This is a genomic window from Nonomuraea sp. NPDC052634, assembly GCF_040678535.1.
GTDB lineage: Bacteria > Actinomycetota > Actinomycetes > Streptosporangiales > Streptosporangiaceae > Nonomuraea > Nonomuraea fastidiosa.
This window is the reverse complement of the sequence record NZ_JBFATY010000004.1, coordinates 248,661-261,769: the sequence shown is the minus strand read 5'-3', so window position 1 is coordinate 261,769 and position 13,109 is coordinate 248,661. Positions and strand designations below refer to the sequence as shown.

General features: G+C 68.6%; 9 protein-coding genes and 1 pseudogene. 4 read left to right on the top strand and 6 right to left on the bottom strand.

Annotated elements, in window-relative coordinates; all coding sequences use genetic code 11:
* Positions 1-307 precede the first annotated feature (307 nt).
* Entirely contained in the window at positions 308-3,013 is a 2,706-nt protein-coding gene (locus AB0K67_RS20405; RefSeq protein WP_364062107.1) for a DEAD/DEAH box helicase, read from the top strand.
* A gap of 2,736 nt (positions 3,014-5,749) precedes the next feature.
* Here the strand turns inward: AB0K67_RS20405 and AB0K67_RS20400 are convergent.
* From AB0K67_RS20400 to AB0K67_RS20390, 3 genes are read right to left on the bottom strand one after another with little or no spacing between them, the layout of a single operon-like run.
* Entirely contained in the window at positions 5,750-6,169 is a 420-nt protein-coding gene (locus tag AB0K67_RS20400) for an Rv3654c family TadE-like protein (RefSeq protein WP_364062104.1), read from the bottom strand.
* On the bottom strand, positions 6,166-6,546 hold the full coding sequence (locus AB0K67_RS20395; protein WP_364062101.1) for a TadE family type IV pilus minor pilin: 381 nt from the start codon (positions 6,544-6,546) through the stop codon (positions 6,166-6,168). The genes AB0K67_RS20400 and AB0K67_RS20395 overlap by 4 nt, the downstream gene beginning before the upstream one ends.
* Positions 6,543-7,025: a DUF4244 domain-containing protein gene (locus tag AB0K67_RS20390; RefSeq protein ID WP_364062098.1), complete on the bottom strand. Its 483-nt coding sequence runs from the start codon at positions 7,023-7,025 to the stop codon at positions 6,543-6,545. Before AB0K67_RS20390 ends, AB0K67_RS20395 begins: the two co-directional genes overlap by 4 nt.
* An 81-nt stretch (positions 7,026-7,106) precedes the next feature.
* Between AB0K67_RS20390 and AB0K67_RS20385 the strand changes: the two genes are divergently transcribed.
* The 3 genes from AB0K67_RS20385 to AB0K67_RS20375 all read left to right on the top strand — a co-directional run bounded on the left by AB0K67_RS20385 (position 7,107) and on the right by AB0K67_RS20375 (position 8,926).
* Entirely contained in the window at positions 7,107-7,289 is a 183-nt protein-coding gene (locus tag AB0K67_RS20385) for a hypothetical protein (protein ID WP_364062095.1), read from the top strand.
* Positions 7,290-7,742: 453 nt separating this feature from the next.
* Complete coding sequence (locus AB0K67_RS20380) at positions 7,743-8,114, top strand: VOC family protein (protein WP_364062092.1); 372 nt, start codon at positions 7,743-7,745, stop codon at positions 8,112-8,114.
* A gap of 80 nt (positions 8,115-8,194) precedes the next feature.
* Complete coding sequence (locus tag AB0K67_RS20375; RefSeq protein ID WP_364062089.1) at positions 8,195-8,926, top strand: tyrosine-protein phosphatase; 732 nt, start codon at positions 8,195-8,197, stop codon at positions 8,924-8,926.
* A gap of 115 nt (positions 8,927-9,041) precedes the next feature.
* On the opposite strand, the gene AB0K67_RS20370 is transcribed toward AB0K67_RS20375, so the two are convergent.
* The 3 genes and pseudogenes from AB0K67_RS20370 to AB0K67_RS20360 all read right to left on the bottom strand — a co-directional run.
* Positions 9,042-9,563 (bottom strand): type II secretion system F family protein, encoded by a 522-nt coding sequence (locus AB0K67_RS20370; RefSeq protein WP_364062086.1) that lies wholly within the window; start codon positions 9,561-9,563, stop codon positions 9,042-9,044.
* A 678-nt stretch (positions 9,564-10,241) separates the two neighbouring features.
* Positions 10,242-10,955 carry a type II secretion system F family protein gene (locus AB0K67_RS20365; protein WP_364062083.1) on the bottom strand — a complete coding sequence of 238 codons (714 nt, stop codon included), beginning with the start codon at positions 10,953-10,955 and terminating at the stop codon, positions 10,242-10,244.
* An 888-nt stretch (positions 10,956-11,843) separates the two neighbouring features.
* A pseudogene (locus AB0K67_RS20360) lies at positions 11,844-12,971 on the bottom strand (TadA family conjugal transfer-associated ATPase); the annotation flags it as partial.
* Between the last annotated feature and the right edge of the window lie 138 nt (positions 12,972-13,109).

The window sequence follows — 13,109 nt, the reverse complement described above, 5'->3', positions numbered from 1 at the left end:
TGGCAATCTGGAGCGTAGCCCCAGACTGTCCGACCCTGACGCGCGGCATTCAACCACGCGCCTGGCTTGTGTCTATACGAAATCACGATTCCCGGCGACTTTGCCCACGGATGCAAGACTGGAAACAGTGACTTCCACCGGATCCTCCCCAGAACAGACGGCATCACTCCTCCGCCACCTTCTAGGAGTGCCCTCGCGTCGTGAGCGTGTCACCCATGTGGAGCATGTTCCCGCACGTCAGGCGGGTCAAGTGCGCTGGCCGGACTGGGCTCCGGAAGTCCTCGTTACGCGCTTGGCGAACCGCGGGGTGACAGGACTCTGGCCCCACCAGTACGAGGCCGCCGACCTGGCATTCCGTGGCCGAAACGTGATCATCTCCACGGGTACGGCGTCGGGCAAGTCGCTCGCGTACCTCACCCCGGCCGTGGCCGCCTGCCTCGACGGCGGCACGGTCCTCTACCTGACCCCCACCAAGGCCCTTGCCGCCGACCAGCTCCGCAGCCTGCGCGAGCTGCGCATCACGCAACTTCGCGCGGCCACCTTCGACGGCGACACCCCGTTCGAGGAACGCACCTGGGTACGCCAGCACGCCAACTACGTGCTGACCAACCCCGACATGCTGCACCGCAGCATCCTGCCCCGGCACTCGCAGTGGTCGTCGTTCTTCCGCCGCCTGCGCCTGGTCGTCGTGGACGAGTGCCACGGCTACCGCGGCGTCTTCGGCTCCCATGTCGCCCAGATCCTGCGCCGCCTCCGCCGCGCCTGCGCCCGCTACCACTCGCACCCCACCTTCATCCTCGCCTCGGCGACCGCCAGCGAGCCCGGCGTCTTCGGCAGGAGGCTGACGGGCCTCGAGATGGACGAGGTGACCGTGGACGCCTCCCCCAAGGGCGCCACCACCTTCGCGCTCTGGGAGCCGCCTCTGACCGAGCTCCGGGGCGAGGGAGGCGCTCCCGTACGCCGGACGGCCACGGCGGAGGCCGCCGACCTGCTGGCGGACCTCGTCCTGGCCGACGTACGCACGCTCGCCTTCGTCCGCTCACGCCGAGGCGCGGAAACCGTCGCCCTGACCGCCCGCGCCAAGCTGGCCGACGTAGCCTTCTCCCTCCCCTACACCCCGACCCACACTGGGCCGGCCACAGACGCGAAGACCGGTTCAACCGCGAACCCACCCGCACACCCAACGACGACCACACACGCACAGACCACCCCCACCCCTGCACCAACCACAGACCCGAAGACCGGGCCGACCACGAACGCACCCGAAGACGCAACGACGGCCACACACGCACAGGTCACCCCGACCCCTGCACCACCCACAGACGAGAAAACCGGTCCGACCCCGGACACACCCGCACACCCAACGACGGCCACGCACGCACAGGCCACCCCCACCCCTGCACCACCCACAGACCCGAGGACCGGTTCAACCCCGGACACACCCGCACTGGCCACGCATGCGGAGGCCACGTACACGGGGGCCGCCCTGCCCCCTGAGCCACCCGCAGACGTGAGCGCCACCGCGGACCCGGGCACCCCTTCAGACCCTGAGACGACCGCAGACGCGCATCCAGGCCGCCCCCGCGAGCGCGGGGATCAACCCTCCACGCAGCCGGGGCAACCGCCGTCGTCCCTCACCTGGGCGATCCCGGAGCAGGCCGAGACGGACTTCAACGACCTCGCCGACCTCCCCAACAAGATCGCCGCCTACCGGGCCGGCTACCTCGCCGAGGACCGCCGCCTCCTGGAGAAGGCACTCCGCGAAGGCACGATCATGGGCCTGGCCACCACCAACGCCCTCGAGCTCGGCGTGGACGTCTCAGGCCTCGACGCCGTACTGATCGCCGGCTGGCCGGGCACCCGCGCCTCGTTCTGGCAGCAGGCAGGCAGGGCGGGCCGCGACGGCCAGGACGCGCTGGCCGTACTGATCGCCCGGGACGATCCGCTGGACACCTACCTCGTGCACCACCCGGAGGCGCTGTTCGGCCGCCCGGTGGAGGCGATCGTCCTCGACCCCGACAACCCGTACGTCCTGGGCCCTCACCTCTGCGCAGCCGCGGCCGAGATCCCGCTGACCGAGGACGACCTGCCCATCTTCGGCCCCACCACCGCCAAGGTCCTTGAGGACCTGGTGGCAGAGGGCATTCTCAGGAAGCGTCCGGCGGGATGGTTCTGGACCAAGCGCGAGCGGGCCACGGACCTCGCCGACATCCGAGGCGGTGGAGGAAACCCGATCCAGGTCGTGGAGTCGTCCACAGGCCGTCTCCTGGGCAGCGTGGACGAGCCCTCCGCGCACACCACCGTGCACACGGGCGCGATCTACCTGCACCAGGGCGAGACCTTCCTGGTGGAGCTCCTGGACCTGGAGGCCGGAGTGGCCCTGGTCTCCAGCGCCAACCCGGACTACACGACCTTCGCCCGCGACATCACCGACATCTCCATCCTTTCCACAGAACGCTCCCAACCTCTCGGCACCGGCACCCTCCACTTCGGCGAGGTGGAGGTGACCCGGCAAGTCGTCTCCTACCTGAAGAGGCGCCTCCAATCTGGCGAATCACTCGGCGACGAGCCCTTGGAGCTGCCGCCCCGTACGCTCCGGACCCGCGCCGTCTGGTGGACGCTGCCCGCCTCGGCCGTGGCCCCGCTAGCCGAGGCCGGCATCGATCTCGGCGGCGCCGCCCACGCCGCCGAACACGCCTCCATCGGCTTGCTCCCGTTGTTCGCGACCTGCGACCGCTGGGACATCGGCGGCGTCTCCACCGAACTGCACGCCGACACGGGCTTGCCCACCGTCTTCGTGTACGACGGCCACGAGGGTGGCGCCGGCTTCGCGGAACGCGGCTACGCCCGCGCCACCGACTGGCTCACCGCCACCCGCGAAGCCATCCTGTCCTGCGAATGCGAACGCGGCTGCCCTTCCTGCATCCAATCCCCGAAATGCGGCAATGGCAACGAACCCTTGGACAAAAGAGGCGCAATCCGCCTCCTCAACACTCTGCTATCCCCACAATGATCGAAAAAGAAATCCCGTAAGAAGTAGCTCACTGAATCTCGCCACAACACCCTGCCCCGTGCCCTAAACTCTATGCCAACCAACCCCTCCACCAGCACCGGTGCTGGACATTTCAGCTCACCGCTGAACTGCTCATTTCATAGACCAGGACATCCTTCTCGCGACCGGACCAGTGGCGCAGCTCGCGTGACATGTCCAGGTGCGTGAGGACGGTCATGACGCAGATGCGTCCGATGCCTGACTTCCCTTATTGCTTCGGGACGGCGACAAAAGCGCCGTCTCGCCATGGGGCATGAGGGACCGCAGCCCGCGACGCAGGGCACAGAGGACGACGACACCTTAGGGCCATGCCCTAAGGTGCACCACTTTCCAGGCCCTCCGGTGCACCAGCTTCAGCGCGCTCACGTCAACGCCACCGCTGTGCACCGCCTTGAACAACGGGTGCGAGGACCGCGCCCTCAGGGCCATGACGACTACAGCACCTACCTGACGCTTGCACCGAACAACTCACCGCAAAGCCTCACTCCCCATCAGCAGGAATACCCCTTTCCCTGCTCTCCCGGACCCTTCGCATCTTTCCGGAAAGCGGCTAGTGCCCACCCCTCCTTGCCCTCCGCCTTATAGCCGCCGTGGTCAACCTCGCCGGATACATCGACTTTCTCCCGAGGAAAACGCCCAGAATGCACTGTCCTCTAGAGACTCGGACACAGGCGGCAAGAAACCCTTATGCCGAACCACCTGCCCCTGAACCACCTGCCCCGACCCATCTGGCCCCGCCGCCCGCACCGCCGAACCATTTGACCCTGCCGAACGATCTGACGCTGCCATCCGCACTGCAGAACCATCTGGCCCTGCCGAACGATCTGACGCTGCCGTCCGCACTGCAGAACCATTCGGCCCTGCCGAACGATCTGACGCTGCCGTCCGCACTGCAGAACCATCTGGCCCTGCCGTCCGCGCTGCCGATGAGGACTCGTGACGGCCACCCATCACCCCCGCAGCCAGAGAGCGCCGTCGAGCCCAGGCACCTGCATGCGCCCCAGCAGTGCCAAGGCGACGCCGACCGCAACGTACAGCCCGTACCGACCGACGCTTCCGAGCGAGGACTCACCCGACGCGGCGTTCATTCCGTCGCTCCGCCCCGCAGCCGAATCCGCTCCGCCCCTGGGCTCGCCCGTGCCCGCATCCGAGCCGTCTTTTCCGCCCCGCCTCACATCGGAGCGAGGGGGAAGGTTCACGTTCCGATCGGCTTCGGGCGTTTCGGGGCGCGTCGCCGATGCGCGGTTCGCCGGCTTGTCCGACGGCTGAGCCTGTGCTTTCCCGGCAGCACGGGCAGCGGGTCCACCTCCGTCGGTCCGTCGTTCCGCGATTGGCGGCCCACCTGTGTCGGCCGACCTCTTCTTCGCCGGCTTGGCGGAGGGCGCGGGCGGGAAGCTGACGTACGCCATCGCCGACTCCCCCGACCCGATCGATCCGCCGCTTCCGTCGCCCCTGAACGCTTCGACCGCGAACCCGACCTTCTTGCCCACCGCCCCGGCCGGCACCGCCAGCTCTGCCCTGTACGAATCCCCGGAGCGAGCACGCACGTTCGACAGGCAACCGCCCCCTGACTCCGGACAGCGTGCTGGACACCTCGTACGACGGAAGGTCCGGCCCTGGCCCCTTGCGCCAGGTCACGAGGACTTTCCTCGTCCACTTTCTGCTGACGTTCACCTCCGTCGGCACCGGGGCGGGTCTGCGCAGAGTGAACGTGCTGCCGGCGTACGTGGTGCCGGTGATCTCGCCCTTGAGGGGAACGGTGAAGGTTCCAGCGGGGGTGTCGCCGGCATCGAAGGTCCCGGAGATCGTCTGATTGCCGCCGCCGGTGCCGATCACTTGGCTGGGCGTGGAGGGCCCCTCGACGTACAGACCCACCTTCAGCTGTATGAGTCCGGCCCGCGCGCAGACCGGCACCGATGAGCTTGTGACCACCTCACCGGCGGGCGGCGAAGTGATCTCCCCGGGAAGGGCCGCCCCGCCCGCCGCGCCCTGCTTGCACGGTGAGGTTGGGTGGGCCTGCGGGCTTGCACGTCACGGCTGCGTGAGCAGGGACGCCGAACGTGAGGAAACCGGCTGCGATCGCTCCTGTGACCGCCACTCTGGCGACTACCGTCACGACGCTTCCCTCCGCCGAGAGCCTCGCGCCGCTCAAGCACCCTCGGGGCGCCCATGGGACGACCGGAAGTGCAGTCCGCCCGGCAGACAACGGTCACCGACCGGGCGTGTAGGGCAGCCAACCGTCGTGGAGCGTCCCGGTGCGTCGCAGCGCCGATGGGCTCACCCCCTCCCGACCAAATCGGCGGCCCGCCCTGCCGAAAGCTGGGTGTGGACGCGGGGAGCTCGTCGTAGCGCAGCACACTGCTGGCCGGGTGAGCTCGGCTCTTGGCAGCGGTGGAACGTCCGTGCCTGGTGGTCCCGCGGCGCTTCTTGCTCACGGTCGCGTCCACAACCTGATGGACTTCCGGGTCGGCGATGCTGAACTCTCGTACGGGCTTGGTGAACTTGAGTCGGGGTTGCCTTGTCATTCCGCGGGCTCGCTGGACGAGCAACAGTGCGGGCTGGTGGCCCTGCCGGCTTTCAGGTCGCTACGCAATTTGGTGTTCAGGGGCACGCCCTTCGGGTCGTTGCCAAGGTGCTTCGCGGGCTCGTGGCCTCCCCGCGCCCGTCCCTGGGCTCTGGGCGGGAGGGTGGAGTTGGCTAGTGAGGGTTGTTCGGGGGTGTAGGAGGTGCTGGGCCGGCTCGGGATCTTCCGTTCAGCGTTATCTGGCCTAATAGCGGGAGTGACAGGGGCAGGGTGGTCCAGACGTCGGCTCTGTCATCTGTGATCTTGCACTTGGTCAGCTTGGCGCCGTTCTGGGCGGCGAGTTCGGTGGCCCGGACGCACGCGCCCTCCGGGTCGATCAGGGCGAGCTTGGCCGCTGCCAGAGCGCCGAGGTCGGCGGCGCTGTTGACGCGGTGCTGGGCCACGCGTACGGAGCCGACCGTGGCGAACGCCATGGCGACCGCCATCAGCAGGCCCATGAGGGCCACACCCCAGAGGGTGGCTGATCCGCGTTCCTTGACATTGGTCACTGGGTTCTCCGGTTCGGCTTTCTCCGGTTCGGTAGGGATGGTCATGGCTCGGTGACCGCGGTGGCGGCGGCTGATACCTGGACGGCGGGCAGCGACCCCGCCCAGGGCGGGCGGACTTCGACCGTGACCTGCACCTTGGTGAGGTCGGGGTCGCGGGTAACGGCTATCTCGGCGTTCGGTCTTGTGGCTGCACGGACGTAGTCACGGACCTGATCGAGCGGCTCTCCCCTGGCGGCCGCCCGGGCTGCGGCGCGGGCGGCGTCCACACATTCGAGCTGTACGCCGACCGCTTGGATCGCCCACAGGGCGGCGGCCAGGACGACCATGAGGGCGGGCAGCATCGCGGCGGTTTCGGCGGTGACCGAACCCCGCGATGCCTGCCCGCGAGCGCCTCTACGCGTCCGCGCGAGGCGAAGGATCATTCCTTGGCCGTGTTGAGGGCTCGGTTGATCAGCGACGTCAGCATCTCCTGGACCTCCGAGCTGCTCACCACCTTGAACAGGAGCGCGGCGAACGCGCAGGCCGCGATCGTGCCTACCGCGTACTCGGCGGTGGACATGCCGCGTTCGCGGTTGACGGCCGCGTAATGGAGCCACTGGGCGACGCTGGGCCAGGAACGTCTGGCGGTGCTACGGGTGCGCGTGGACGTCGAGGCTTCTGTTAGTTGGGGTGATCCGCTGCTCTGCGGGTTAGGTGCTGCGGATCGGTGGCTTGTCGGGTGGGGTGCCGCAGTGCTGGTCGAGGACGCGGTTTGGTGGGTGCGGGTTGGGCTGGGCGGCGCGGTGTTGAGCGGCTGGGTGGCTCGTCGCGTGTTGTGCTGTGTGGCTTGACCCGCTTGCCCGAGTCTGGCGGACGGGGTGCGCCTGTGGTGGTCTGGGGTGGCTTTGATGTCGTCTGGCATGGTGGCGGGACTTGGCATCGTGCCTCCAGGTGTTGAGGGCCGGAGTTGTCCGGCGGGGGTTCAAAGGGTGGCGGAGGCGGGGTGGCGGGCGATGGCCCGAGCGGCGTTCTGTGGATGGCCCGCCAGACGGTGAAGGTCTGTGGATCGCCGGTGCTGCGGTTCGCGACGCGGCTCAAGCTGGTGACGATCCGTATGGGGGTCGCGGTGTTCGTCGCGATCCTCATCGGGAGTGACGGTGGTCGCCGCCATCGTCATCGGGGGTGACCGTGGTCGGCGTGACGATGGGCATCGCGGGGATGGCCCTTCTCATCTGCCGAGTACGCGTATTCGTCTGCCGGGCATAGGGTGCGGGCGAGGATGCGCTCTTCCGTGCGGGCGGCCAGCGCTCCTTCGCCCGCCCACGAGTTCGCCCGCCCCACGAGTTTGCCCAGTCCCAGGAGTTCGCCCTGCCCACGCATTCGCCCCGCCTACGAGCGGTTCACACAGCTGCGCCCGCCGGTGTACTGCCAGGCCGACGACTACGGACGCCGGCATGCCGCGCCTGCGGTGCCTGTGGCCCGAGGTGTCGTACATCGCTTTGGCGGGCGCTACTCGGGAAGTCCGGCCTCCTGGTGCATGGGGACGTATGGCCCTGGGTGGGCGCGGTGTGGGAGGCGATGAGTTTTTCTTGTTGCCGGGGTCTACAACGGCGACACTCGACTCCCCGTGGAGGGTGACATGGCGCTGGACCTCTTCGTCGGCATCCCCGTTACCGACTACAACGCGGCGCTCTCGTGGTACGAGCGGCTGTTCGGTGAGCCGCCGTCATTCGTGCCGAACGATATCGAGGCGGTGTGGGAGCTCGCGGAGCATCGGTACGTCTACGTCGTCCACGCCCCGGAGCGCGCCGGGAACGCGCTGGTGGTGTCGTTCTCCGACGACCTGGGCGAGCGGGTGGCGGCGATCGCGCGGCGTGGCATCGAGCCCGTCAAGCGTGAAACGTACGAGAACGGCGTCACCAAGGTCATCTACGAAGACCCCGAAGGCAATGAGATCAGCTTCGGTGGCATGGCGGCCGATCAACGTCCAGGTGGCGAAGAACCAAAGTGAGGGCGGCTCTGTCTCATCGATTGGCAGCGGCGGGCGAAGTGCGGTCTTCTCCCCCATTGGTCTCGCCTCTGGGAGGGTCTGTGCGTGGTGGACGGCACGTCGAATGGGAAGGGTGCTTCAACGTACGGGACCTTGGCGGGGTCGCCGTGCGTGGCGGTGGGGCCATCCGCACAGGGGCTCTGATTCGGTCTGATAACCCGGAGCGGCTTACTCCGGAGGGGTGGCGGGCTCTCGTCGATTACGGCGTTCGGACCATCGTCGATCTGCGCAACGAGGATGAGCGCCACGGTGACTTGAATCCTCGGCCCGAGATGCTGACGACCGTTCATGTGCCGTTGGACGACTCCGCGGACACGGCGTTCTGGAACGAGATCTGGGAGAACGAGCTCGACGGGTCTCCGCTCTACTACCGGGTCTTCATCGAGCGGAAGGCGCGGCTGTGCGCCGCTGCCGTCGCGGCCATCGCACGTGCCCGGCCTGGAGGGGTGCTGGTGCACTGCGGGCTCGGGCGGGATCGGACCGGGCTCATCGTCATGCTGGTGCTGGCGCTGACCGGAGTCGCGCCTGAGGACATCGCCGCTGACTATGAGTTGAGTGCGGCTCGACTGCCTCCCTTGTTCCGGGCCCTTGGTATGGCGGATCAAACTGAGGAGATCCGGCGGATTCTTGCTCGTAAGGGCACTACTGCTCGGGATGCGCTTCTCGACGCGTTGGACGGGCTGGATGTGGAGAAGCATCTGCGGGCAGCGGGGCTTACCGATGGGGATGTGGCTGCGCTTCGTGCACGGCTGATCGGTCTGCCTGACTCTTAGCTCTGCGCTGCACTGCTGGGGCGACTGTCTGGTGCTTGTGCTCCGGGCTGCACCGGCTGGCGCTCGATCCGTCGCTCAACCTCGCTTCCCCCGGCCGGTTGGACGGTTGGCGTGTTCACGGCAGGACGATGGTCGAGGCCAGGCCGGCCACCACTGGGATGATGCCGAGGAGTACGAACGCCGGTAGGAAGCACAGGCCCAGCGGTGCCACTGCTTTCACGCCCACTTTTCTCGCGGCGGCGACCGAGGCTGCTCTGGATGCTTCTCTGGCGTCGTCGGCCAGGCGGGTCAGTACGTCGGCTACTGGGGCGCCGCTCTGAGCGGCTCGGCTCATGGCTCTGGACAGGTTGCCCATCGACGGTTCTTTGGCCAGGTAGGCCCAGGTGGGTTCCGGATCGGCGCCCAGGCGTAGTTGGGTGCTGACCCACATCAGGCGCTCGCCCAAGGGGCCGCCGATTGCGGTCGCGGCGATCTCGGTGGCGGCGCTCACCGGGCGTCCTGCTCGGAGGCAGGCCGTCATCAGGTCGGCGGCGAAGGGGAGGTCGGCGGTGATCCTGCGCTGATCGTCCTTGGAGTGGGGTGGGGCTTTGCGGTGTAGGTAGAGGGCCACGGCCGGGGCGATGAGCGCGCCGGCCACCAGGCCCGGGATGCCGCCGATCAGGACTGCGGCGAGCAGTCCCGTGCCTGCTGCCGGGAGGGTCGCTCTCTTCGTGAGGCGGCGCTTGGTGGGCTCCGACCAGGTGGGGTCTGGGGCTGGTGGATGGGCGGGGTCTTGCTCGGGTACGGGGTGGGCGCTGCTCGGTTGTGGGCGTAGGCGGGCGAGGCGTTCAGCGGGTGTCCGTGGGGAGACCCAGAGCCATGCGGACATGGCGGCACACAGGGCTGACAGCAGAGAAAGCATCGGTGGGTCCAGGTTGGGCGGATGGGCGGTAGTCGCGGTCAAGTGAGCTAAGAGTGTGCGGTTGAAGTTGTGCTGCTGGGTTGAGAGCTTGAGGTCGCGGGTCGAGCGAGGGCTGGAGGCCATGGGTCCGGCAAGAGGTGAAGGTCGCGGGGTCCGAGCAAGAGCTGCAGGTTGCGGGTCTGGGCAGGGGCTGGAATCGAGGTTTAGGCAGGGCTGGAGATTGAGGTTGGGGCTTCAGGCTTCTGAGGTTGCGCTAGATGTCGGGTCGGCTGGACGTCGCAGGCTGGGGTCAGACCTCCGAAGTTGAGGGCTGGGGTCGAGTCTTGGGCGTTGCGGCTGTGGTCAGGCTTGAGCGTTGCAGGCTCAGGACAAGCTTGAGCGTTACGGGTTGAGCTTCCGTGTTACGGGTTGAGGTCAGGATTGGGCTTGGGTGGCCATGCGGTTGGTCCACAACAGGCCGCAGACGTCCAGGGTCACGCCGGCTACCAGGCACATCAGGCCCGGGATGCTGCCGAACAAGAAGCTCAACGGATGCATGTTGAGCGCGGCGGCCATGAGGAGGCCCAGGGCCGGGAGGATGGCGAGCATCCTGGCCGTGGTGCGGGGACCGGCCAGTTGAGCGGCCACATCCTCGCGGTGGGCTTGGGCGGCTCGTAGGGTCTGCGCCACTCTGTCGATGAGGGCGGCCATGCCCGCGCCCACCGTGGTGCCGACCTCCCAGCACGCTGCCAGTTGATGCAGGCCCTCGCCGCCCTGCGGTGGAGCGGCCGCTTTGAGGGCTGCTGAGACGTCACCGCCGTCTCTTGCTGCGGCGATGACAGGGCGGAGGAGGTCGGGGTCGGGGACATCCACTGCGGCTATGGCTCTGGTCATCGACTCTGCCGGGGTGCGTCCAGCGGAGAGCTCTGCTGACAACGCCTGGCACAGTTCGATGCACGCCTTTCGCCAGGCTTCGGCTCGGCGGGTGGGGCTGGGGCGAGCGAACAGCCTGGACAGCGATGGTCGGGGGCGGTGTGCAGGCTGGTTCGCGGTCAGCAGTCTTGTCAGGCGGGTGGTGGCTGTGGTGGGGGCTGTCCACAGCCAGAGTGCACAGGCTGTAGACAGCGCGGCCAGCAGGGCGTTGATCATCGGCGATTTCCAGATCGTCCCATGGGTGGTGGTCGTCCGCGGGTAGCGGTCGTCCGCGGGTAGTGGTCGTCCGCGGGTGGTGGTCGTCCGCGGGTGGTGGTCGTCCGCGGGTGGTGGTCGTCTGCGGGTGGTGGTTACTGCGCCGGTGCGACAGCGGGCCCCGGCGGTATTACCGGTTTCGGCGGAACTGCGCGGTCAGCGACGTGGTCGGCTCAGGAGCCGAGCCGCGCTGGTTCAGCGGGTTGCCCCCACGGTGCGGTCGGTGTCGGTGCGGCCACCGGGCCTCGGTGGGTTGGCCGACGGTGGTGAACCGGGCCGCCTTACAGCGACGGTCTGCGCCGACAGTGCGGTAGCCGCGATCGCGGTAGGCACGGTCGCGGTAGGCGCTGGTTCGGTCGCCCGCTTCGGGGGTGAAGCCGGTGGTGGTGGTGATGCAGGGTGCTGTGAGGCCGTAGTCCGGGGCGGCGGTGCAAAGGGTGGCGAGGGCGTGGGCTGGGGTACTGGTGCAGGGGGCTGCGAGGGCGTGAGCTGGGGTGCTGGTGCAGGGGGCTGCGAGGGCGTGGGCTGAGGTGGTGGTGCAGGGGGCTGCCAGCGTGTGAGCTGAGGTGGTGGTGCGGCCTGCACCGGTGCCGCTGGTACCGGTGAAGCTGATAGCGGTGCCGCTGGTACGAGCCTGGCTGGTGACGGTGCGGCAGCTTCCCCTGGGCGACATGCGTTCTCCCGCGACGTCACACGCGTTTGTGCCGGATAGGCCGGTTGTGGCTGACCAGCAGTGGCTTGCGATAGCGGAGTTCTTTGTGGCGTTGCTGATGCGGTGCTGGTGGGTCGGTGTTGTGAAGTTTGGGTGCGGGTGGCCAGGGCTTCGTAGGCGGGGCCGGGGTGGGCGGTGCCCTGGGCGGTGAAGGTCAGGGCGGGGATGGATTCGACCAGGCCCGAGGGGGTTCTGGTGAGCAGGCAGATTTCGGCTATGCGCCTTCTGCCGTCTTGGCGGTCGCGGGTCAGGTGGATGACAGCGTCCAAGGCGGCGGCCAGCTGGCTGTGGACCGCCTCCCTTGTCAGGCCGGCCGCACAGCCTAGGGCTTCGAGGCGGGGCGGTACGTCGGCCGCCGTGTTGGCGTGGAGGGTGCCGCAGCCGCCCTCGTGGCCTGTGTTGAGCGCGGCCAGGAGATCCACCACTTCCGAGCCCCGCACCTCGCCCACCACCAGGCGGTCAGGGCGCATTCTGAGCGCTTGCCGTACGAGATCGCGCAGGCCCACCTCGCCCGCACCCTCCAGGTTGGGTGGGCGGGTTTCCAGGCGCACCACGTGGGGGTGGAGGGGGCGCAGCTCGGCGGAGTCTTCCACCAGGAGGAGGCGTTCGCCCCGGTCGGCGAGGGAGAGCAGGGCGGAGAGGAGGGTGGTTTTGCCGGTTCCGGTGCCTCCGGTGACGAGGAAGGCGAGTCTCGCGGTGACCATGGCGGTCAGGATCGGGATGGCGGGTGGGGTGATGGTGCCGGCTTGGACGAGGTCGGACAGGGTGAAGGTGCGGCGGGGCGGTAGGCGCAAACTGATGCAGGTGCCGCCGGGGGCCACTGGTGGGAGCACGGCGTGGAGGCGTACTCCCCCTGGGAGGCGGGCGTCCACGTACGGGGAGGCGTCGTCGAGGCGCCTGCCCGCCGCCGTGGCGAGGCGCTGGGCGAGGCGGCGTACGGCTCCGTCGTCGGCGAACGTGATGGCGGTGCGGTGCAGGCCGGCGCCGTCGTCGATCCAGACCTCGCGGGGGCCGTTGACCAGGACGTCCGTCACGTCGGGTCGGGCCAGCAGCGGCTCCAGAGGGCCGGCGCCGATGAGGTCGGCGCACAGGGCACGGGCCACGGCGAGGATCTCGGCGTCCCCGTAGACGGCCTTTTCCGCTCTGAGCGCCACCGCCACCTGAGCCGCGGTCGGCTCGACGCCTGCCCTGGCCAGGCGTACGCGAACGGCCTCCACCAGTTCGGGAGAGACGGACTCAGCAGGAGCGGCCGGGCCACCGTTCATGCGGCCACCAGCGGTGGGAGCGGTACTCATGCCACGGGGAGCGGTCGGGTCAACGGTCATGCGGCCGGGTGCGGGCAAGTCGGCGTTCATGTGGTCGGGAGCAGTCTGGGCGGCGTTCGTGCGGCGGAGAGCAGTTGG